Origin of the sequence: Roseateles sp. DAIF2, assembly GCF_015624425.1 — a bacterium.
GTDB lineage: Bacteria > Pseudomonadota > Gammaproteobacteria > Burkholderiales > Burkholderiaceae_C > Kinneretia.
Genome location: NZ_CP049919.1, coordinates 2,356,587 through 2,378,632 on the forward strand (window position 1 = coordinate 2,356,587; position 22,046 = coordinate 2,378,632).

18 protein-coding genes are annotated in these 22,046 nt (G+C 71.0%); 1 reads left to right on the plus strand and 17 read right to left on the minus strand.

The genetic code is table 11. The annotated features are described in order from the left end of the window. Positions 1 to 9 precede the first annotated feature (9 nt). From G8A07_RS10980 to acnA, 15 genes are all read right to left on the minus strand, one after another. Positions 10 to 2,490 (minus strand): hypothetical protein, encoded by a 2,481-nt coding sequence (locus tag G8A07_RS10980; RefSeq protein WP_195797032.1) that lies wholly within the window; start codon positions 2,488 to 2,490, stop codon positions 10 to 12. Next, positions 2,487 to 3,284 carry a hypothetical protein gene (locus G8A07_RS10985; RefSeq protein WP_195797033.1) on the minus strand — a complete coding sequence of 266 codons (798 nt, stop codon included), beginning with the start codon at positions 3,282 to 3,284 and terminating at the stop codon, positions 2,487 to 2,489. Before G8A07_RS10985 ends, G8A07_RS10980 begins: the two co-directional genes overlap by 4 nt. Further along, positions 3,281 to 7,123, minus strand: coding sequence for a hypothetical protein (locus tag G8A07_RS10990; protein ID WP_195797034.1), 3,843 nt, complete (start codon positions 7,121 to 7,123; stop codon positions 3,281 to 3,283). The genes G8A07_RS10985 and G8A07_RS10990 overlap by 4 nt, the downstream gene beginning before the upstream one ends. Next, on the minus strand, positions 7,123 to 7,530 hold the full coding sequence (locus tag G8A07_RS10995; protein WP_195797035.1) for a GPW/gp25 family protein: 408 nt from the start codon (positions 7,528 to 7,530) through the stop codon (positions 7,123 to 7,125). Before G8A07_RS10995 ends, G8A07_RS10990 begins: the two co-directional genes overlap by 1 nt. A 142-nt stretch (positions 7,531 to 7,672) precedes the next feature. After that, positions 7,673 to 7,972 (minus strand): PAAR domain-containing protein, encoded by a 300-nt coding sequence (locus tag G8A07_RS11000; RefSeq protein ID WP_195797036.1) that lies wholly within the window; start codon positions 7,970 to 7,972, stop codon positions 7,673 to 7,675. Between the two features lie 12 nt (positions 7,973 to 7,984). Beyond that, positions 7,985 to 9,769: a type VI secretion system tip protein VgrG gene (vgrG, locus tag G8A07_RS11005; RefSeq protein ID WP_195797037.1), complete on the minus strand. Its 1,785-nt coding sequence runs from the start codon at positions 9,767 to 9,769 to the stop codon at positions 7,985 to 7,987. Between the two features lie 6 nt (positions 9,770 to 9,775). Further along, the gene (locus tag G8A07_RS11010) at positions 9,776 to 10,471 is read right to left on the minus strand and encodes a peptidoglycan-binding protein (RefSeq protein ID WP_195797038.1); all 696 of its coding nucleotides are present in this window, start codon (positions 10,469 to 10,471) and stop codon (positions 9,776 to 9,778) included. Between the two features lies 1 nt (position 10,472). Next, entirely contained in the window at positions 10,473 to 10,679 is a 207-nt protein-coding gene (locus G8A07_RS11015; RefSeq protein ID WP_195797039.1) for a DUF5908 family protein, read from the minus strand. Between the two features lie 13 nt (positions 10,680 to 10,692). Next, positions 10,693 to 11,181, minus strand: coding sequence for a phage tail protein (locus G8A07_RS11020; RefSeq protein ID WP_195797040.1), 489 nt, complete (start codon positions 11,179 to 11,181; stop codon positions 10,693 to 10,695). A gap of 14 nt (positions 11,182 to 11,195) precedes the next feature. Further along, positions 11,196 to 11,654 carry a phage tail protein gene (locus G8A07_RS11025; protein WP_195797041.1) on the minus strand — a complete coding sequence of 153 codons (459 nt, stop codon included), beginning with the start codon at positions 11,652 to 11,654 and terminating at the stop codon, positions 11,196 to 11,198. A gap of 38 nt (positions 11,655 to 11,692) precedes the next feature. Further along, complete coding sequence (locus G8A07_RS11030) at positions 11,693 to 13,306, minus strand: phage tail sheath C-terminal domain-containing protein (protein WP_195797042.1); 1,614 nt, start codon at positions 13,304 to 13,306, stop codon at positions 11,693 to 11,695. Positions 13,307 to 13,324: 18 nt separating this feature from the next. Continuing rightward, positions 13,325 to 14,029, minus strand: a complete 705-nt coding sequence (locus G8A07_RS11035) for a hypothetical protein (RefSeq protein WP_195797043.1) — start codon at positions 14,027 to 14,029, stop codon at positions 13,325 to 13,327. Beyond that, positions 14,026 to 14,607 (minus strand): DUF4255 domain-containing protein, encoded by a 582-nt coding sequence (locus G8A07_RS11040; RefSeq protein WP_195797044.1) that lies wholly within the window; start codon positions 14,605 to 14,607, stop codon positions 14,026 to 14,028. Before G8A07_RS11040 ends, G8A07_RS11035 begins: the two co-directional genes overlap by 4 nt. 206 nt (positions 14,608 to 14,813) lie before the next feature. Further along, complete coding sequence (locus G8A07_RS11045; protein ID WP_195797045.1) at positions 14,814 to 15,503, minus strand: response regulator transcription factor; 690 nt, start codon at positions 15,501 to 15,503, stop codon at positions 14,814 to 14,816. A 339-nt stretch (positions 15,504 to 15,842) separates the two neighbouring features. After that, positions 15,843 to 18,590, minus strand: a complete 2,748-nt coding sequence (gene acnA / locus G8A07_RS11050; protein WP_195797046.1) for an aconitate hydratase AcnA — start codon at positions 18,588 to 18,590, stop codon at positions 15,843 to 15,845. A 226-nt stretch (positions 18,591 to 18,816) separates the two neighbouring features. Between acnA and G8A07_RS11055 the strand changes: the two genes are divergently transcribed. Next, positions 18,817 to 19,299, plus strand: a complete 483-nt coding sequence (locus G8A07_RS11055; protein ID WP_195797047.1) for a hypothetical protein — start codon at positions 18,817 to 18,819, stop codon at positions 19,297 to 19,299. Positions 19,300 to 19,305: 6 nt separating this feature from the next. On the opposite strand, the gene G8A07_RS11060 is transcribed toward G8A07_RS11055, so the two are convergent. Both G8A07_RS11060 and hydA read right to left on the minus strand, forming a co-directional pair. After that, positions 19,306 to 20,565 carry a Zn-dependent hydrolase gene (locus tag G8A07_RS11060; protein ID WP_195797048.1) on the minus strand — a complete coding sequence of 420 codons (1,260 nt, stop codon included), beginning with the start codon at positions 20,563 to 20,565 and terminating at the stop codon, positions 19,306 to 19,308. Between the two features lie 13 nt (positions 20,566 to 20,578). Further along, a complete protein-coding gene (gene hydA / locus G8A07_RS11065) occupies positions 20,579 to 22,036 on the minus strand; it encodes a dihydropyrimidinase (protein ID WP_195797049.1) in 1,458 nt (485 codons plus the stop codon). Positions 22,037 to 22,046: the final 10 nt, after the last annotated feature.

Below are 22,046 nucleotides of genomic sequence, written 5' to 3' on the forward strand. Positions count from 1 at the left end.
GCCAGGGCCTCATGCGTCCGAGACGCGGCCGCGCAGCCAGGCGACCAGGGTCGCCGCGCGCTCGTCGACGCGGCGCTGCGCGCCCGCCACGCCGGCATCCTCCAGCAGCGCCTGGCAATGGGCCCGCTTGGCCAGCAGCCAGGCCTGCCACAGCGTCTCGAAGCGCTGCAGCGAGGCGGCGCCGAGCCACAGCAGCTGGCAGCGCAGCTGGGCCGGCGCGGCCTCCAGCAGGCGCGCCTCGGCCAGGCTGCGCAGGCGCGGGTCGGCGCAGCGCGCGGTCCAGCCGGGCAGCACCAGGGTCAGGTGTTGCCGGAAGAAGTCATCCAGGGTCTCGGGCCGCTGATCGGCCGCGCCGGGGCGCAGCAGCAGATGCTCGACCAGGTGCAGGCCCTCGCTGCGCAGCTGCAGCCGGCACAGCGCGCGCAGCAGGGCCTGGGCGCGCCGGGCGGCCGCCTCGGCGCTGGCGAAGCGGCCCAGCGGCCAGCTCCGGCCCTCGGCATCGGGGCCAACGCGCAGCAGCCAGTGGCTGCCCTCGGCGCGGCAGGCAAAGGCCTGCGGCTGCGCCGCCGCGCGCAGCAGCGCGGCATCGCCGCCGGCCGCGCCCAGCCATTCGGCCAGCGGCACGGGTTCCGCCGGTTCCGCGCCATCGCCCGGGGTGAGGGTCAGGACTTGCCAGGCCTCGTCTTCGGGTTCGGTGAGAGTTGCGGGCGAGGGCGGGCGTGGCGGCGGCTCCAGCGGCAGCAGGCCGGCCTCCTGCAGCGGCTGGCTCAGCAGCGGCCCGCCCAGCAGGGCCAGCTGCAGGGCCAGGCGGCGCTGCAGCGGGGCGGCGCGTTCGGGTTCGCGCTCGGGGCCGGGCTGGCTGTAGTCGAAGCCGGCATGGCGCTCGCCGGTGAGGTCCAGCAGCAGGCGCGCGTAGCGGCGTTTGGCGTCCAGCAGGCGCAGCGCCCAGGCGCTCTCGTCCAGGTAGCGCGGCAGGTCCTGCAGCGGGGTCGGGTCCAGCTGTTCGCCATGCAGGGCCAGCAGCTGGTCCAGCGCGCGGGCGCGGCGCTCGGCGCCGGGCTCATGGCCGGCCAGCAGGTCGCTGCCGAAATGCGCCTCGTCCCCGGCCGGCGGCAGGTACAGGGCCTCGATGCCGGGCAGCTGCTGCGCGTTCAGGCGCTCGCACCAGTAGCTGCGCGGATCGGGGTTCTCGATGTCGTACAGCGCGTCCAGGTGCAGGCGCTGCGCGCGCAGCTGGGCCAGCGGATGTTCCAAGAGGGCCAGGTAGCCGGCCCATTGGGCGCGTTGGCCGGGCGGCAGATGGGTCGGCTGCTCGCTGCTCCAGCGCAGCGCCAGCGGCTCGCGGTAGACCTCGGGCAGCTGGCGGCTGGCGGGGTCGTAGCGCGGCACCGGCTCGGGCGCGACGGCCGGCCGTCCCGGCGTGCTTCCTGTCGCGACCGCGCCGTTGAGCGGCGCTGCGCCGGCCTTGCCGGCCCGGCGCAGGTCCTGCAGATGGTGCAGCAGCTCCTGGGCCGGCAGCGGCAGCAGGGCGCCGCCGCGCCGCACCTTCCAGCCTTCCAGATCGGCCGCGCGCTCCGGCCAGCACAGGCGCATGCCCCAGCCCGGGCCGCGCCACAGCAGGGCCTGCGCATCCTCGGGCTCGGCCGCCGCGCCGGCCGGCGCGGGCGTCGGCTGCGCCGGGTCGACCGAGCTCAGCAGCAGGCGCTCGATGCTGCGCAGGCCCGGCACGCGGCGCAGCGCGCGCGCCAGGTCGCTGACATAGAGCCGGCCGGACTGCACGCGCAGCAGCTCGTCGGCCGGCGGCGGCAGATGCGGCCCGGCCGGCTCGGGCATCGCGGCGAGGAAGCGGTCGCAGCCCCGCACCAGCTCGCCCAGCAGGCCGATCAGCTCATGGTCCTCGTCCACCTCCAGCTCGACCTGCAACCGCACCCAATGCGGCCGCAGCAGTTCCGGCAGGCCGCACAGGTCCTCGCCCAGATTGCGCTGGCGCCAGTAGCGCTGCGCCAGCGCGGCGGCCTGGCGGCGCAGCGCGGCGGGCGGCTGCCGGTCCGGCCCCAGCTGGCGCCAGGACCACAGGCCCAGCGGCCGGCCGGCGCCGTCCTCCAGCGCGCTCAGATCGGCATGGCGCGGCGCGGGCTGCTGCGCATGCAGCCAGGCCAGCTGGTCCAGCGCGCTGCAGGGCCGGTGCCGCAGCACCGCCTCGGGCCCATGCAGCGCGAAGCGGCGCGCGGCCGCATCCGGGTCCTCCGCGCCCAGGCCCAGCAGGGCCGGCACCTCGTCCTGGGCCGCATAGATCTCCTCGGTCAGCGCGTAGACCAGGGTCTCGAGCAGGGTGACGCCGGGGTCGTGCAGGTTGTAGTCGGTCCATTGCGCGCCGCTGGCCTGCTGCACCCAGTCCAGCGCCCGCGCGCGCAGGGTCGCGAAGCCGTAGGCGGGCTCGCCCTCGCTCGGCAGTCGGGCGATGCGCTGGACGGGCTGCACGGCGCTCATTTGACGGCTCCGGGCGCGGCCTGGCCGCCTTCCATATGCGGGTCGAACCAGAGCTGGGTCAGGTGGGCCTGGATCAGCTGGCCCGGGCCGAAGTTGCAGCCGCTGCGGATCTGCAGCCGGTAGCTGGCGTCGCGGCCATGGCCGCCGAACCAGCGCAGCTCCAGCCGGTCGCAGCGCCGGCCCCACCAGGCCTGGGTCTGGCGGATGCCGCGGCGCCGCTGCAGCCAGCCGAGGAGGCCGCCGCCGGGGTTGTAGGCGCTCAGCGCGACCGCATGCAGCAGGCCGAAATGGCCGCTGCCGGGCTTGCCGGCGCCGGCCACCACCTCGAAGCCATGGCAGCCATGCAGGTCGCCGCTGAGGTCCTGCCAGCTGCCGTCGGCCAGCAGCGGCGCGCGCTGGGTCTCGCCCCAGCGGCCGCGCCGGCCCTCGCTGGCGGCCACGCCGGCGACGTCCAGCATGTCGCGCGGCTCGCTGCGGCCCAGGCCGACGCGCTGGCGGGCGTCCAGGTTCAGGAGCGGCTGCTCGGTCTCGCCGCCGCCGATCTGCAGCTGGTCCGCGGTGCTGCCCAGGCGCACCCGCCACAGCGCGGCGCCGGGGTTGCGGTCGCGGTAGAAGCTCAGCAGGGTGTCATGGCCGACCGCGGCATAGATCTCCTCGCCGTTCTCGACACTCTTGCGGAAACCCTCATCGCTCATATTGAGCATCGAGTCGATCAGGTCGACGAAATGGCCCTCGCTGGGCAGCTGGCCGGCGCGGAAGTAGCTGCGCAGGGTCTCGCGGTTGCGGCTGGTCATCGGACGGCCTCCGCCGGCAGATCGTTGCCATCGCCGCTGCCGATGATGAAGCTGGCGCCCAGCGCGAGCCGGCCCAGGCCGGTGCTGCGCGGGCTGCTGCTGCGGTCCTCGCCCTGCAGCTCCAGCAGATGGCCGCGGGTCGGCAGGGCCAGGCTGCAGCGCTGCAGCGGGCGCAGCTGGGGCCGGCCCTGCGCGGCGCGGGCGGTGTCGTGCAGCTGGTAGACGCCGGCATCGCTGCGCGTGATGTGCAGCAGCGACAGGCCCAGCACCGCGTCGACCCCGTCCTGGGCGCGCAGATGCGCCTCCAGTTCCTCGGTGCGCAGGGTCCAGTCGAAGCGCGCGGTGATGCCGCCGGGCCGCCAGGGCGAGAGGTAGTCGCGCAGGCTCTGGTTCAGCAGTCGCAGCCGCTCGCCGGCCTGCACGCCGGCGCTCAGGCGCAGGCGGCAGCGCACCTGGATGCGTTCGTAGGCCGGGTTGCGCACCAGCAGGCGTAGGCCCGGCGGGCAGCGCGCGGCGAGGAAATGGCGGATGCGTGCCAGCGTGGCGGCGTCCAGGCGCGGCGCCTCGGTGCCGTCCACCTCCTGGCCCGGCGGCAGCGCCGGCACCACCACCAGGGTGACCAGCGCCTGGGCCGCGTCGGCCGGCAGGCAGACCAGCTTGAAGACCTCGGGAAACTCCTCCAGCACCAGGCGCTCGCAGTCCCAGGCGTTGACCGCGCGGCCGCGGTGGCGCAGGCGCTCGCTGGCGCGCACGCGCAGCGCGGCCTCGTCCTCGGCGGCGCGCCAGTCGAAGCCCGGCAGCGGCTGGCTCAGCCCGGCCAGGCCGGGGATGGCCGGCACCGCGGCCTGCACGCAATGCGCGGGCAGCGGCTGGGCCTCGGCCGCATCGGCCAGGCGGCGCGCGCTGATCGCCTGGGCCCACAGACCCTGCAGCGGCGCCAGCTGCTCCAGCCGCGCATCGCCGGACAGGCGCAGCCAGTACAGCGCCTCGCCGGGGACCTCGCCCTGCGGCGCGCGGCCCTCCAGCGCCGGGCAGCCGGGTGTCAGGCCGTCGGGCAGGTCCAGCATCAGCAGGCCGGTGCGCAGCAGGCCCTCGGTGCCGTCCTGCAGCACCCGGTAGGGCTCCAGCGCGCGCCAGCCCTTGTCGGTCCAGGCGGCCCATTGCAGGCGCGGCGCGGCCTGGTCCAGCGCCTCGCGGGCCAGGCCGCGGTCGAGCTGGAACAGCAGGCTCAGCACCGAGTCCGGCTCCGGGCCGCGCAGGCCGATGTAGAGCTGGCCCTGGCCGGGCCACAGCGGCAGCAGGGCCGGCAGCGATTCACCGGGCGGCGGCCGCAGCGGCGTGCGGCCGAAGGGGCCCAGCTCGATCAGCTGCGGCTGGCTGCCGTCGCCCTGCTGGGGACCGACCGCCGGGATGCGCTCGGCGGCGCTGTAGCTCAGGCTCAGGCTTTCCAGCACCGGGGTGTAGGGCGGCTGCGGCAGCTCGCGCGGCACCAGGCGCCAGCCGCCGCGGCCGTTGTGGCTCAGCACCTCGGTCAGCAGCGGCGGGTACAGCGCATGGCCGAAGGCCGGCGCCAGCAGCTGCAGGCGGAAGAAGCCCTGGCGGCTGGCCGGGCCGTAGTCCGCCAGCGCCGCGGCCTGCGCCGGCGTGACCGCCTGCGGCCGGTGCAGGCGCAGCAGCCGCGCGTCGCCCAGCGCCAGCTGCCGCTGCGCCGCATCGCCCTCGAACAGCGCCAGCTCGCCGGCCTCGCGCCATTGGCCGTCGCTGAGCACGGCGGCACGCACCCGGAAGCGCTCCGGCAGCCAGGGCCCTTGCGGATAGGCGCGGTAATGCCGGGCCAGGCCGCCCGGCGGCAGGCCGGCCCAGCGCAGCTTCAGGCTCAGCGACTGCAACGGCTTGGTCAGCAACTCGGGGCTGCCGAACATCAGATAGGACGCGGTGTCGGGCAGCGGGCCAAAGGGCGCGAAGGGCTTGCCGGCGTCGAGCCGGCCGAGCTGGTTGAACAGGCGCAGGTCGGTCAGCCCGACCACCCGCACCGCCAGCCGCAGCTCCTGCAGGCGCAGCTGCTGCAGCAGGCCCAGGCCGAACAGGCGGCTGCGCCCGCTCAGCAGCAGCTGCAGCACCGGCTGGGCCGGCCAGCCCGGGCCATGCAGGGCCGCACTGCAGGGCACGATGGCTGGCTGCTCGGGCCGCAGGCGCAGGCGCAGCTGCAGGCCCGCCGGGCCACCCTCGGCCGCATCGCGGCGCCGCACCTGCACCTCGTCCAGTTTCAGCCAGCCGCCGGCGGCGCTCAGCCGCGCCTGCCAGAGGCCGCGGAACACGCGGTCGAACACCAGTTCGCGCTCCAGCGGCGCCTGGCCGGCCAGCAGGCTCAGCGGGTCGTCCACCGTGGCCGTCGCCGGCAGTGGCAGCACGCGCCGCGCATGGGTCTGCAGGGCCCGGCGCAGGCCAGTCGGGAAACGCTCATCGGTGGCGCAGAGCCAGAGCGCGAACAGCCGGCCCAGGCGCGGCGCCAGCAGCTCGGCCTCGGCGGTCTGCAGGCAGTCGGCGCACAGGGCCGCGAGCCCGGGGCTGGTCTCGAGCTCGGCGGCCGCGACGCCGGCCTCTTGCAGCAGCGCGCGCCGGGCCGGGTCGAGCGCTGAGGCATCGCCGGGGCCGGCCAGGCGCAGCTCCAGCTCGATGCCGCGCTCGCCGCCGGCCAGGGCCAGCAGGCCCGAACTCAGGGCCAGGCCCAGCTCGGCGTCCGGCGCGCTGCCGCCGCCCAGCACCGGCCAGCTGGGCGCGCGCGGCAGCGCGGCCTGCTGCGGCTCCGGCGGGGCCAGCAGCGCGGCGCGGGCGCGGCTGGGATAGCCATACTCGCGCTCCGGCGAGATCAGCGGGTCATGCTCGAGGCGCAGGCTCAGGAGGCGCGCGACCTGCAGCTGGCCCAGCTCCAACGCCTGCTCGGCGGCGAAGAAGCGGTTGCGGCCATCGGCGGTCTTGCCGGCCTGGAACAGCGCGCCGGCCTCGATGCGCACCGGCTGCAGGCGGCGCGGGTCGCGGCGCAGCAGCAGATGCACGCGGTCGCGGCCGGCCGGGCGCGGCGCGAACCCCAGGCGCTCGTGGTAGTAATGGCGGATCAGGCGCTCGCCGAAATCGTTCAGCGGCGCGCGGCCATGGTCCAGCAGGCGCAGCAGGCCCAGCAGCAGGCCGGTGGCCGGCTCGTGATGGCCGCCGCCCAGGCTCTCAACCAGGGTCTCGCGGGCCAGCGCGGCGGCCTCGGCCTGCAGCCGGCCCAGCACCAGCCAGAGCTCGCGCAGGCGCCGCGCCAGCAGCGCGCGCGGCGGCGGCTCGACCGCCGCGCTGCTCTCCAGGCCCCAGGCCGGATGGCGCGGCAGCGCGGCCTGGCGTGGATCGTCGACGCGGCGAAAGGCCGCCGACAGGACCAGCAGCAGCGGGCCGGCGCGCTGGGCGATGCGCTGGCGCAGCAGGGCCTGCACGCGCGGCGCGGCGTCCAGCCCCTGCAGCCATTCGTCGAGCCGGCCGGCCAGGGTCAGGCATTGCTTCCATTGCTGGGCGGGGCCGAGGCGGGTCCAGTCGTCGGGCGCATCGGTGGCGGGCTGCGGGCCGGCCGGCGCGGCGGCCAGCTCGGCCAGCAGCAGGCTGGGGTCGGTGCGCAACACCGCGGCCCAGTCGCCGCGCGGGCTGCCGGCCTCGTCGACGAAGCGCAGGCGGCGCGCCAGCGCCAGGCTCAGGGCCAGGCGCTCGGCCAGGCTCCATTCGTCCGGCCGCAACCGGGCGCCGTCGGGCGCGGTGGCGCCGCGCTCGCGCTGCTCGGTGCCGCTGCGCATGCGGGTGATCATCAGCGGGCCTCCACCGGCTGGCTGGCCTGGTCCAGATAGAGCGGATAGACCAGGTTGTGGCGGGTGTTGGTGCTGCGGATGCGGTAATGCAGGTTCAGCTCCAGCCGCGCCATGTCGTCGGCGGCGATGCGCGCCTCGATCTGCTCCAGCTCGACCCGCGGTTCGTAGAACAGCAGGGCCTTCTCCAGCATGTCCTTGATCGCGGTGAGGGTCTGCTCGTCGGCGTTCTCGAACAGCATCTGGTGCAGATGGGTACCGTAACCGGGCTGCATCACCCGCTCGCCGCAGCGCGTGGCCAGCAGTAGGCGCAGGCTCTCGGCCACGTCCTGCTCGTTCTCGACCAGCAGCGCCCGGCCCTCGGCATCGAAGCGCGGCGGAAAGCTCCAACCCCGGCCAAGGAAACTCATCTTGCTCGCTCCGTCATGTAGCGTGTCCATTGCGACGCGGCCGACGGATCAAGCCCAGCGGCGCCCGAGGATCCGGCTTTGCCGGGCCTGCGGGCGCGCCCCCTTGAGGGGGCCGGCGAAGCCGGTAGGGGGTGGTCCATCCTCAGCCTCCGATCAGGACGGTGAAGAAGCCGAGCACGATGCTGCCGCCATGGGCGGTGGTGTCGCCGACGCGGGCGGCCGGCTTGCCGCCGATCAGCACGGTGGCCGAGCCCTTGACGATGCTGTCCGGCGGACCGACGCAGACCGCGTTGTCGCCGACCACCGCGGCCGGCAGCTTGCCGATCAGCACGCTGGGCACGCCGGGGCCGATCACTGGCCCGCCGACATGCGGAATCGGCGGCAGGCCCGGGGTCTGCATCGGGCAGCTGTGCATGTCGGTCAGACGGGCGGCGGGCGGCATGGCGGGCTCCGGTCAGTTGATCATCACCAGCGAGCCCTTGACCGTGGTCTGGCCCGAGGCGGAGAGTTCGGCGCTGGCCGCGCCCTTGGCGGTGAGGCCCATCTGGGCCTCGCAGCTGATGTTCATGCCGCTGGCCTTGATGTCGGCCTTGGCGTCGAGCTTGATCGCGCCGCCGGCCTCCAGCGAGATGCCGCCCTGGGCGCTGAGCTTGATGTCCTTGGGGCTGTCCAGGGTGATGCCGGCGCTGTCGAGCTTGATGCTGTTGCCATGCTGGTCCTTGACCAGGATGCTCTTGTCCTTGTCGTCCAGCACCAGTTGGTTCTTGGCCGGTGTGGTCAGGGTGATGATCTTGTCGGCCTCGTTGAACTCGAAGCGGTGCTGGCAGCGGGTCACCAGGGCCTTGGTGTCGTTCTCGGCCGCTAGCGCATAGGGCGGGGTGCGGGCGCTGCTGTAGAGGCTGCCCAGCACGACCGGGTGGCAGGGGTCCTCGTTGAGATAGCCCAGCAGCACCTCGTCGCCGACCTCGGGCAGGAAGAAGGCGCCGAAGCCGCTGGAGGCGTGGAACTGCAGCAGCCGGGCCCAGACGCCCTCGGTCTCGCATTGCCAGGTCGGCAGGCTGACCTGGATCTTGTTCTCGCCCTCGGGGTCGCCGTCGAGCTTCAGCACCTTGCCGATCTGTAGGCCGCCGACGCCGGGCAGCAGGCCGGCGCCGGGCGGCACGCTGATGTCGGCGCGCTGCGCATGCCATTCGGGATCGAGGCCGAACTCGGCCTGGGTGATCCAGTTGCCGTTCTCCAGCTGGTGCTCGACCGCGCTGAGGTAGACCGAGCCGGCGAAGCGTGCGCCGACGCCGGCCAGCTCCACCACCGCGCCGGGCTTGGCCAGGGCCGAGCCCTGGAAGCTCATGCGCCCGCGCACCCGCGCCAGCGCGGCGCGCAGCTGGGTGGCCTTGGCCCAGGCGTCCAGCATCTGCTGCTCCTGCGGCGCGCTGCTCTGCAGCTGCAGGCTGTCGGGCGCGGCGACCGCGGCCAGCTTGGCGCCGTCCAGATTGCCCTGCTGGCCGACGCTGGTGCTGGCGCTGCTGGCGCTCTGCACCAGGGCCTGGCTGTTCAGGCTCCAGGAGCTGGCCTGCACCGCGGTCCATTGGCTGCGCGCGTCGATGTCGGCGCTGAAGTCGATCAGCTCGTCGCCCCAGGCCACGCTGAGCACCGCCGCCTCGGCCTTGGGCGGCTGGACGCTGACCTGGCCGTCCGCCACCTGCACCACCAGGCCCAGCACCTGGGCGCGCGAGAGCATGAAGTCCCAGTCGCTGCAGTAGTACTGCACCAGCTCCTTGTGCGTGACCGGGGTGTCGGCGACATCGGCGCCGAGGCCGGCGCGGCCGATCAGGTCCTGGATGATCGCGCTGTCCTTCTGGTCCACATAGTTGGCGCTGCGCCGGCCCAGGGTCATCTTGCAGGCCTTGTCGCGGCATTCCAGCACCAGGCGGGCCTCGTTGTTGCTGCCGATCTTCAGGCCGTGGCGCACCAGCAGGCCGCTGAAGATCTGGGTCTCGTCGTCGCCATAGCCGGCGCGGATCGAGATCTCGGCGCCGGGCTTGAACAGCGCGCCGTCGCTGAGCGGCATCTTGCCCTCGGGCATGTCGCCGTCGGCCAGGGTGATGCGGGCCCAGGGGATCGCGTTCAGCGCGCTGCGCACCGTGACGCCGAGCAGGGGCAGCCCCTCCTGCTCGCTGCCGTCGCAGCTGAGCACCAGGCGCAGCGCGCCGTCGCTGTGGTCGCTGGGTTTGGCGGCCATTGCGTCTCAGCCCAGCGGCGGGAAATGCAGGCGCTGGCCCGGCTCCAGCCGGCGGAACTCGCGCAGGCCGTTGAAGCGGGCCACCTGGGGGTAGTAGCGGCTGTCGCCATAGATGCGCAGGCACAGCAGGGGCAGGGTGTCGCCGGCGCGTACCTCGACCGAATGGCTCAGGTCGGGCGAGCTGCGGTTGGCGGTCAGCTGGCCCTGCCGGGCGGTGACGAAGCCGACGAAGCCGAGGTCGGACTTGGCGCGCAGCGGCGCGCCGCTGGGCTTGAACAGGGTGTACTGGGTGCTGATCTTCTGCAGCCGGCCGTAGAAGATCAGCGTGCCCCAGAGGATCTGCACATGGTAGGGCTCATGCTTGGCGCCGTCGTAGTCGTAGATGATGCGGCTGAGCGCCTCGATCTGGCCGGCCACCTCGGCCGGCGCGTCGTTGCCCGGCGGCACCGGCACGACGCCGGTGCCGTCGAAGGTCAGCGAGAAGCTGATCTTGTCCGGCTGCACCGCCGAGAAGCGCGCCGGGTTGCCGGTCTGGCCCAGGGTCGGGCGGGTGTTGTAGCAGATGCGCCGCTCATGGCTGAACTCGGACGGGTTGATCACCAGCTTGTAGTTGCGCTTGTCCTCGACATAGACCTTGCCGTCGCTGCCGATGCTGCAGCGGGTGATCGTCATCGACTGCTTGGTGCCGTTCGCGGTCGCCATCTCAGCGCTCTTTCAATTGCTGCAGCTGCTCCAGCAGCCAGACCCGGCATTCGGCCAGGATGTCCTGCTTGAGCTGTTCGCGCTTGCCGTCGCCGTCGCCGCAGCAATCGTCGTCCTCGGGTTCCTCGTCCTCGTCGTCGGCCTCGGCGGCCTGGCGGCCGCGGGCGATCTCGGTGTCGAGCAGCAGTTGGCGGATCTCGAGCGGCATGTCGGGTCGTCCTTCAGTCGGGGCTGCCCAGGGTCTGGTAGGCCAGCTCGATGGTCTCGATCGCGGCCTCGTTCTTGGTGGAGCCGAAGCCGTCCACCTCCCAATGCACCGGGTAGGCGTTGCGGCACCACCAGACCAAGAGCGGCTGGCCGTTCTCGTTGAGCAGCTGCACCTTGACGCTGGCGAGCTTGATCGGCTCGGCGAAGCCGCCCTCCAGCACCTTGGCGCACCAGCGCAGCAGCGGCGACTTGCGCGCCACCAGCGCGCGCTTCAGGCTGAGCCGGCGCGCCTGCGGCTGGCCGGGCAGCTGATGCACGAAGCGGTTCTCGCCGCCCTCGGCCAGCTCCTCGACATCGAGCTGGCTGCCCAGGCCCGAGACCTCCTGGAAGGCGAGCTGCAGCGGGCCGCCCTGGTCGGGCAGGCCCATGAACTCGACCTTGAAGGCGAAGGCGACCGGCAGCTTGTCGCCATCGGCGGCGGCCGCGGGGGCTCGGGTGGCCATGGCGCGCCGCCCGCTCAGGCGTTGGCGATCGTCAGGCCCTCATGCGCGATCTCGATGGTCTCGACCGCAACCTCGTTGCCCTCGGCCTTCAGATCGGTGCCGGTGATCTTGGTCGGCCAGGCATTGGTCAGGGTCCAGACCATGGTCGGCTTGCCTTCCTCGTCGAGCAGGCTGATCGTCACCGGGACGCGCTTGACCGTGTTCATCTTGATCTTGTTGAACCAGTCCCAGAACTTGTTGTCCGACTTGAAGACGCCCTTCTTCATCGTGACATTGCCGTACTTCTTCAGGCCCGGCATCTTGGTGGGCGCGAACACCGGGCTGTCGCCATGGCGGTATTCGATCGGCTGGGCCTCGACGTCGAGGCCCGAGACCTCCTCGAAGGACAGCACGGCCGAATCCCATTTGACCTGGAAGTAGAACTTGGGCAGGGGCCAGACATTGGTCGATTGCTTGGAGCCGTCATCAGCCATGAGATTTCTCCGTTGGGGGTTTCTTGTCGCTCAAGGCCTCAGGACTTGGGCATCTGCTGCTGGAAGGTGATCTCGATGAACTCGGCCGGCCTGACCATCGCCACCAGCACGGTGACGCGCAGGATGCCCTCGAGGATGTCGTCCGGGGTCATGGTCTCGCCCAGGCCCACATGTACGCTGAAGGCGTCCTCGGGCACCGCGCCCATCAGGCCGCCGCGCTTCCACACGCTGGTGAGGAAGTTGCTGATCATGCTTTTGATCGTGACCCAGGTATTGGCCACATTGGGCTCGAACACCATCGCCTTGGCGGCCAGGCGGCAGCTCTCCTCCAGCATGATCATCGTGCGGCGCACGTTGACATAGCGCCAGTCTAGGCTGTTGCCGTCCAGGGTGCGCGCGCCCCAGACCAGCACGCCCTCGCCGATGAAGGCGCGGATCGCGTTGATGCTCTTGCCCTGGGCGGTGACGTTCAGGTCCTCCTGCTGCTCGGAGGAGATGCTGACCGTCGGCGAGATCACGCCGGCCAGGCTGACGTTGGCCGGCGCCTTCCAGACGCCGCGCGTGTTGTCGACCATCGTGTAGATGCCGGCCATCGCCGGGCTGGGCGGCATCACGTTGAGCTGGCGTCGCGCCTCGGTCAGCACGGTGTTGAACAGCGGGCTGATGCGGGCCAGGGTCTTGTTCAGCAGGCTCTTGCGCGCCAGCACCGCGGCAGCCAGATCGTCGGTGCTCAGCGGCTTGGCGTCGGGCTTCTGCTCGGCCTTGACCTGGGCGGCAAAGTCGGTCGTGATGCCGTCCACCGCGTCGTACAGGGCCTTGATGGCCGGGCCGGTGTCGGCCGGCGCGGTGGCCTCCAGCTTCAGCTCGGCGCGCAGCAGGGTCTTCAGCAGCTCGGCGCTGTCGGGCGCGATGTTCTCGAAACTGAGCTCCTTCTCGCCGACCACCGTGGTGTTGAGCCAGGGGTAGTAGGACGAGGCGAAGTCGAGGAAGTTGATGCCCAGGCCGTTGCGGAACTGGGCCACCGGGTCGCCGCTGGGGAATTCGCGCGGCTTGTCGCCGTTCCAGACGTCCAGGATCGCGACGCGGTTGCGCATCACATAGCCGCAATGCGCGAGCATGGCCTCCTGCAGGTCGTAGCAGATGTTCTGGCCGAGGCGCACCGCCTCGGGGATCAGCAGCATCGTCGGCTCCTGCTCCTTGATCAGCTCGGCGATGCCCTTCTTGAACTGGTCGGGGTCCAGGTCCTGGCTGTAGTCGCCGACCGAGACGATGTAGCAGGGGCCGCCGCCGTTCTGGAAGAAATGGCGTAGCGCGTTGTACAGGCCGTAGCTGCCGCCGGCGCTGCCGTCGACCTGGGCCAGCGCATAGCCCTTGGCGCTCTCCGGCTTGTCGGGCAGGGTGAGGGCGCGGAAGTCGATCCGGTCGGTCGCCTCGGCCAGCTTGAACAGCGGCTTGGGCGGGCCGCCGAAGTACTGGTGGTACTCGGCCATCGAGCTGATGCGCCAGGGGCGCAGCAACAGCGGCGTGTTGCGGTTGTCCGCCTTCTCGGTGTAGCCGACGAAGGCCGGCACCGCGGTGGCCACCTCGACCACGGAGTTCGGAAAGGCGTTCTTCTCGACGATGTAGACGCCCGGAGTTTTCATCACACCCATCTGGTTCTCCTGGTTGGGTCAGCGACTGACAAAGATCTCGGTGACGGCGATATGGCCGCCCTGGGGACTGGGTTCGCGCTGCAGCCCGCGCGGGGCCGCCGCCGGCAGGCGCTGGCGCAGCAGCTTGGGCGGCTGGCTGGCCGCGTCGCGCAGCTGGAAGCGGTGCGGCGACTGCTCGGCCAGCGCGAGGGCCGAGCGAGAACGGATCACGAGGGCCAGCCGGCCGTCGGGCAGCCGCTCCTCGCTGGGCGGCTCGAACTGCACGGCGGCGCCGGCATCGACCAGCTCCGGCCGGTGCTCGCGCCAGTCGCCCAGCAGCAGGTACTTCCAGACCGTGCGGCGCGCCGGCAGATCCAGCTCGACCGCGCCGCCGAGGCGGGCGCGCCAGACGGTCTCCTCCTCGCCATCGTCCGCCTCGAACAGCGGCAGGCTCAGCGCCGGCAGCTCGCCGGGCTCGGTGTAGAGCGCGAAGGCCGGGTCGGCGCAGTCCAGGCTGAAGCGCAGCGCGCGCGGCGCGCGCTCGATCCAGAGCCGCTCCAGCGCCAGCGCGTCCGCATGCACCGCCAGGCCATGGCCGTTGCAGCGCAGCAGCAGGCGGTGCGCCGTCAGCGCGCGCCAGGTCTGGGCGTCGGGTGTGAAGCGCAGGCTGCGCGCCAGGCCGTCGGCGAAATAGCCATGCCGCACGCGGGCGCTGCCCAGCAGGGTGTAGGTTATCGGTCTCATGAGCTCAGGCCCCGCGCGTCGAGCTCGCGCACCAGCGGTTCGCGGGTGTCGATATGCTGGCCGTCGACGCTGATCATGCGCACGCGGTACAGCACCGAGGGCAGGTAGCGCCCGCTGTGGATGCCCCAGAGGCTGTGCATCTCGGAGCTGCTGAGGTTCTCGATGTTCAGCACCAGGCGCTCCAGGCGCTTGTCCAGTCCCGGCGTGTTGTGCTGGTCCAGCACCGGATGGGACTGGAAGAAAGCGATCGCGCCGGACAGGAACTTCAGCGCCTCCGGGTAGCTGGTGCCGCTGAAGTTGGCCGCGCACATCACCAGCAGGTTCAGGTAGACCGGCGCCGGCATCAGCAGCTGACCCGGGCTCAGGCCCAGGTTCTGGCCCGTGCCGGCGCGGTGGGCCACGCTGTCGCGCTCGACACCGGCCAGGAACAGCACCAGCTTGTTCGCCACCAGCGGCACCAGGCCGCCGTTCTGCTCATGCAGGTTCGACAGCACCGCGAGGTCCTCGTCGACCTGGAAGCGGCGACGCAGGTGCTCGTTGAGTTGCCCGGCCATCTGGCTCAAGGCGGCGTCGATCATGGTGGCGGGTCTCCGGCGGGGCGTGGTGGCGATGCCGCAAACTTAGTGCCGCCGGCCGGCGCCGCCTATCGGCGCGCGGCTGATTCCGCATCGGCGATTTGCTGAGGGGGTATTCCCAGGGGTCAGGTCTTGCCTGCGGCGAGGCACGGGCCGATGCTGCGGGTCGACCCCTAGGAAAAATTCTGAGGCAGGAAGGGCCTTTCGGCTCAGCAATGCGGCGGCCGGGCATCCAGGCTGGAGAGGCCCTCGCGCAGCGCGAAGCGGGTCAGCTCGGCGATGCCCTGGATGCGCAGCTTGCTGAACACATGCTCGCGGTGGGTGGCCACGGTCTTGGCGCTCAGGTGCAGCTGCTCGGCGATCTGCTGCGCGCTGTAGCCCTCGGACAGCAGCTGCACCATCTGGCGCTCGCGCGGCGTCAGCCGGCCCAGGGTCGAGGCGCCGGTCGGCGCCGACGCGGGATGGCGGTAGTTGTCCAGCACCGCGCCGACCAGCTCGCCGCTGAGGAAGAGCTGGCCGGCCATCACGCGGCGCACGCCGCGCGCCAGCTCGTCGAAGGAGTTCTCCTTCAGCACATAGCCGTTGGCGCCGGCGTCCAGCGCGGCCTGCACCTGCTGCGGCAGCTGGTGCGCGGAGACGCATAGCAGCTTGCAGCTCAGGCCCGGCTCGGCGCGGATGCGGCGGATCGCCTCGATGCCATTCATGCGCGGCATCGCCAGGTCGACCAGGGCCACGTCGGGCTGAAGCTCGCGCACCAGGCGCACCAGCTCCATGCCGTCGCGGGCCTCGGCGACGACCGCGATGTCCGGCTCGCTGCGCAGCAGGGCGCACAGCCCCTCGCGCACCAGGCGGTGGTCGTCGGCGATGATGACGCGGGTCTGCAGGGCCGCGGGTCTCATGGGGTGGCCGGGGCGCGAGCCCGCCCTGGACCGAAGGGCTGACATGCCAGCATGACTCTTTCTCCCTGATCTTGCACTGCAGCGTTGGCAATGCGGGCGCAAAGAGTAGGAGGCCGCGGCCGGCCCGGTCAATCTGTCAGGTCCTACAAGGTCGGCCCTGGCGGGTTTGGGGCAGAAAATCCGTTGTTGCTCCCGCCAGGGCCTCGGAGGCCGGGATCGCTTCCGTCGCGAGCCGGCGCCAGGCTAGGCGGCCGGAGCGCAGGGACCGGAACGTACTTCCTGTACGTGAGGATCCCGAGCATCCGGCCAACGACGCATGGCGGCGGCGCAGTAGGAAGCTCAGGCCGCCAGCAGTTGGCGCAGCACAAAGGGCAGGATGCCGCCGTGCCGGTAGTAGTCGACCTCGATCGCGGTGTCGATGCGCAGGGTCAGGGCGCGCTCGACGCGGCTGCCGTCGGCGCGGGTGATCACCAGCTTGGCGTCGCGCTGGGCGCTGAGCTCGCCCTCGATCTGGATGTCGATCAGCTCGTTGCCGGTCAGGCCCAGGCTTTCCCAGCTGTCGCCGGCCTTGAACTGCAGCGGCAGCACGCCCATGCCGACCAGGTTGGAGCGGTGGATGCGCTCGAAGCTCTTCGCGACCACGGCCTTGATGCCCAGCAGCTGCGTGCCCTTGGCGGCCCAGTCGCGGCTGGAGCCGGTGCCGTATTCCTCGCCGCCGAAGATCACGGTCGGGGTGCCGGCGGCGATGTACTGCATCGCGGCGTCGTAGATGTACATCTGCTCGCCCTGGCGCTCGCCCGGCTGCTGGAACAGGGTCAGGCCGCCTTCCTCGCGGCTGCCGTCGGCCTTGGGCGGGATCATCAGGTTCTTGATGCGCACGTTGGCGAAGGTGCCGCGCATCATCACCTCATGGTTGCCGCGACGCGAGCCGTAGCTGTTGAAGTCGGCCTTCAGCACGCCCTGGGCCAGCAGGTACTGGCCGGCGGGCGAGCTTTCCTTGATCGAGCCGGCCGGCGAGATATGGTCGGTGGTGATCGAGTCGCCGAACAGCGCCATCACGCGCGCGCCGCTGACCCCGGCGGCGGCGAACACCGGCACCTGGGTGAAGCCCTCGAAGAAGGGCGGCTGCGCGATGTAGCTGCTCTTGGGCCAGTCGTAGACCTGGCCGTCGACGCCCTTGATGGCCTGCCAGAGCTTGCCGGGCTTCTTGTCGACCTGCTCGTAGTTCTGCTTGAAGGCCTTGGGGTTCATCGCGTACTTCATCAGCGCGTAGACCTCGTCGCTGGTGGGCCAGATGTCGCCCAGGTAGATGGGCTTGCCCTTCTTGCCCAGGCCGACCGGCTGGGTCATCAGGTCCACCGTCACATTGCCGGCGATCGCATAGGCCACGACCAACGGCGGCGAGGCCAGGAAGTTGGCCTTCAGGTTCGGGTGGATGCGGGCCTCGAAGTTGCGGTTGCCCGACAGCACCGCGGCGCAGACCAGGTCGTTGGACGTGATCACCTCGTTGAGTTCGGCGGTCAGGTCGCCGGCATTGCCGATGCAGGTGGTGCAGCCGTAGGCGGCCAGGTTGAAGCCCAGCTTCTCGAGGTAGGGTAGCAGGCCGGCCTTCTCCAGGTACTCGGTGACGATGCGCGAGCCGGGGGCCAGCGAGGTCTTGATATGGGGCTGGACCTTCAGGCCCGCCTCGACCGCCTTCTTGGCCAGCAGGCCGGCGGCCAGCAGCACGCCGGGGTTGGAGGTGTTGGTGCAGGAGGTGATCGCGGCGATCAGCACGTCGCCGTTGCGGATGTCCAGGCCGCTGTCGGTCTTGAAGACCCGAGGCAGCTTCTCGGCCGGCTGGTTGAAGCCGTTCTCGGCCACCGGGCGGCTGAACAGATCGGCGAACTTGTTGGACAGATGGGTGATCTCGATGCGGTCCTGCGGGCGCTTCGGGCCGGCCAGCGAGGGCACGACCTCGCCCAGGTCCAGCTTGACCACCGAGCTGTAGTCGATCTCGCCGGCCTGGGGCACGCCGAACATGCCCTGGGCCTTGAAGTAGCCCTCGAAGGCCTCGATCTCGGCCTGGGTGCGGCCGGTGCCGCGGAAATAGTCCAGGGTCTTGCCGTCGACCGGGAAGAAGCCCATCGTCGCGCCGTACTCGGGCGCCATATTGGCGATGGTCGCGCGGTCCGGCACGCTGAGGCTTTCGGTGCCGGGGCCGAAGAACTCGACGAACTTGCCGACCACCTTGTGCTTGCGCAGGATCTCGGTGACGGTCAGCACCAGGTCGGTGGCGGTGACGCCCTCGCGCAGCCGGCCGGTCAGCTCGAAGCCGACCACGTCCGGGGTCAGGAAATAGACCGGTTGGCCCAGCATGCCGGCCTCGGCCTCGATGCCGCCGACGCCCCAGCCGACCACGCCGATGCCGTTGATCATCGTCGTGTGGCTGTCGGTGCCGACCAGGCTGTCGGGGTAGTAGACCTTCTCATCCTTCTTACCGGTCTTGTGCACGCCGCGTGCCAGGTATTCCAGGTTCACCTGGTGCACGATGCCGAAGCCCGGCGGCACGACGCCGAAGGTGTCGAAGGCCTGCATGCCCCATTTCATGAACTCGTAGCGCTCGCGGTTGCGCTCGAATTCCAGCTTCATGTTCAGGTCCAGCGCCTTCTTCGTCCCATAGTGGTCGATCATCACGCTGTGGTCGACCACCAGGTCCACCGGCACCAGCGGCTCGATCGCCTTCGGGTTCCTGCCGGCGGCGGCTGCGACATTGCGCATCGCGGCCAGGTCGGCCAGCAGGGGTACGCCGGTGAAGTCCTGCAGCACCACGCGGGCGACGACGAAGGGGATCTCCTCGTTGCGGGCCGCGGTCGGGCCCCAGTTGGCCAGCTGGGCCACATGCTCGGGCGTCACCTTCTGGCCATCGCAGTTGCGCAGCACCGACTCCAGCACGATGCGCAGCGAGACCGGCAGGCGCTTGACCTGGGGGAACTGCTTGCTCAGCTTGGGCAGCGAGAAGTAGCGGCCGCCGCGCCCGGAGGGCGTCTGGAACTCGGCAATCGTGTTGGCGAAGGCGTGGCGGGTGGCTGGGCTGGCTGCGGGCATGCGTTGCTCCTATGTGATGGCGTGCATTGTGGCCAAGTTGGGCACAATTTGGGATGAAACACGGGCGCTAAGCGCCGTCTTGCGGCAGCATCGCTACGTCGGCCGCCTCTTTGGGGTAGGGCGGCCCGGGCCTCGGGGCTGGTAAATCGGGTATCGAAAGGTTTCCAGCGTCCGCCAAAGGCCCTGGTTTCGCGTTCAATACGCACCCCGACAGGAGTCTTGAGTCATGAAGAAACACCTAGTTCTAGCCACGGGCCTGGCGCTTTGCGCCCTGGCCGCGCAAGCCACCGACGTAGGCGTTTCCGTCAGCGTGGGGCAACCCGGCTTCTATGGCCGCATCGATATCGGCAATATGCCGCGCCCGCAGCTGATCTACGCGGAGCCGGTCTACATCCAGCGCCAGCCGCGGGTGGTGTACGAGCCGATCTATCTGCGCGTGCCGCCCGGCCACGAGAAACACTGGGGCAAGCATTGCGGGCGCTACAACGCCTGCGGCCGCCCGGTCTACTTCGTGCGCGACAACTGGTACCGCGATGTCTATGTGCCGCAGTACCGCCGTGACCATGGCGACCGCCGCGACTGGGACGAGCGTCGCGACGGCCGGCGCGGTGACGACGACCGTGACCACCGCGGCCATGGCAAGGGTCACGGCAAGGGCCATGACCGCGATCACGACCGCGGCAACCGGCACGGCCACCGCCACGACTGACGCCGGCTAGGCCAGGCCGGCTCGTTCCAGCATTGCGTGCAGCAGCACATTGCAGCCCGCGGTGATGTGCTCGGGCTTGGCATCCTCGATCTCGTTGTGGCTGATGCCGTCCTTGCAGGGGATGAAGATCATCCCGGCCGGCGCCAGCCGGGCCATGTAGACGGCGTCGTGGCCGGCGCCCGAGACGGCCGGCATGTTCGAGTAGCCCAGCGCCTCGGCCGACTTGGCGACGGCCGCCACGCAGTCCGGGTGGAAGGGCTGGGCCGGATAGGCGCTGACCGGCTGGATCTCGATGGCCAGGCCGGTCTGCTCCGACAGCCTGGCCGCGACGCCGCGGATGTCGGCGTCCATCGCGTCGCACAGCGCGTCGCTGGCATTGCGCAGGTCGATGCTGAACTTGACCCGGCCCGGGATCACGTTGCGGCTGTTCGGGTGTACCTGCACCATGCCCACCGTGCCGCGACCATGCGGCGGGTGGCGGTGCGCACAGGCGACCACTTCCTGCATCAGCGTGCTCGCGACCTGCAGCGCGTCCTTGCGCAGCGCCATCGGCGTCGGGCCGGCATGGGCCTCCATGCCGGTGACGGTGCAGTCGTACCAGCGGATGCCCAGCACGCCGGTCACCACGCCGATGGTTTTGTCATGGTCCTCCAGCACCGGACCCTGCTCGATATGGGTCTCGAAATAGCTGCCGATCGGGTGCTCGCCCGGTTCCTCGGGGCCGATGTAGCCGATGCGCTCCAGCTCCTCCCGTACCGACTTGCCCTCGGTGTCTTTCGCCGCATAGGCATGCTCCAGGGTGAAGGCCTTGGCGAACACGCCCGAGCCCATCATCACCGGCACGAAGCGCGAGCCTTCCTCGTTGGTCCAGAAAGCCACCTCGATCGGCGCCTCGGTCTCGATGCCGTGGTCGTTGAGCGTGCGCACCACCTCCAGCCCGGCCAGCACGCCGTAGTTGCCGTCGAACTTACCGCCGGTCGGCTGGGTGTCGATATGGCTGCCGGTCATCACCGGGGGGAGGGCGTTGTTGCGGCCGGGGCGGCGCATGAAGGCATTGCCGATCTTGTCCACCGTGACCGTCAGGCCGGCCTCGCGCGCCCAGCGCGTGACGAGGTCGCGGCCCTGCTGGTCCAGGCTGGTCAGGGCCAGGCGGCAGACGCCGCCCTTCTCGGTGGCGCCGATCTGCGCCAGCTCCATCAGCGAGGCCCACAGGCGCCCGCCATTGACGCGCAGCTTGTCGATCTCGGACTTGGTCTTCATGTCCATGATGTACTGCTCCTTAGCGGGCCACGGCGGTCGGGGCCAGGTCTTGCGCGCGTGCCTGCGCGGCGGCGAAATTCGGGCCGAAGGCGGGGCGCTTCAGGTAGCGGCCGCGGCCCGGCTCGGCGCGCAGATCGCCATTCGCGTAGGCGATCACGCCCTGGCTGATCGTGTGGCTGGGAATGCCGCGCACGGTGCGGCCCTCGAAGATATTGAAGTCGCCCTTGCTGTGCTGGGTCCTGGCCGAGATCGTCTTCGAGCCCTGCGGGTCCCACAGCACCAGGTCGGCATCGGCGCCCTCGCTGATCGAGCCCTTCTGCGGGTAGAGGTTGAACAACTTGGCGGTGTTGCTCGAGGTGATCGCGACGAACTCAGCAGGCGTCAGGCGGCCGCTGTTGACGCCGGCGTCCCAGATCACCGCCATGCGCTCCTCGATGCCGCCACAGCCGTTCGGGATCTTCGCGAAGTTCTCGACGCCGGCGGCCTTCTGCTGGGCGCAGAAGGTGCAATGGTCGGTCGCGGTGGTGTGCAGCTGGCCGCTCTGCAGGCCGCGCCAGAGGAATTCCTGGTGGATCTTGGGGCGGAAGGGCGGGCTCATCACATGGGCCGCGGCGCTGGCGAAATCGGGGTGGCGGTAGACGCTGTCGTCGATCAGCAGATGGCCGGCCAGCACCTCGCCATAGACCCGCTGGCCGCGCGCGCGGGCGCGGGCGATCGCCTCGGCCGCCTCGATGCATGACACGTGGACGATGTAGATCGGCACGCCCAGCACATCGGCGATCGCGATCGCGCGGTTCGCGGCCTCGCCCTCGACCATCGGCGGGCGCGACAGCGGATGCCCCTCCGGCCCGGTGATGCCCATCTTGGACACCTCCTGCTGCAGCAGGTAGACCAGCTCGCCGTTCTCGGCATGCACGGTGGGCATCGCGCCCAATTCGAGTGCGCGCTTGAAGCTGTTCACCAGGGTCTCGTCGTCGCACATGATGGCGTTCTTGTAGGCCATGAAGTGCTTGAAGCTGTTGATGCCTTCCTCCTTCACGAGGCGGCCCATGTCGGCATGCACCGACTCGCCCCACCAGGTGACCGCGACATGGAAGCCGTAGTCCGCGGCCGATTTCTCGGCCCAGCCGCGCCAGGTCCGGTAGGCCTCCATCAGCGGCTGCTGCGGGTTCGGGATCACGAAGTCGATGATCGAGGTGGTGCCACCGGCCAGGCCCGCCGCCGTGCCGGTGAAGAAGTCGTCCATCGTCACCGTGCCCATGAAGGGCAGCTGCATATGGGTGTGCGGGTCGATGCCGCCTGGCAGCAGGTACTGGCCGGAGGCGTCCAGGGTCTGGCAGCCGGCGGGGGCCAGGTCTTGCGCCCGCGCGCCGACGGCGGCGATCTTGCCGCCGAGGCACAGCACATCGGCGGCGAACTCGCGGTCGGCATTGACGACGGTGCCGCCGCGGATCAGGAGGGCAGGGCTGCTGCTCATGGTGCGGGTC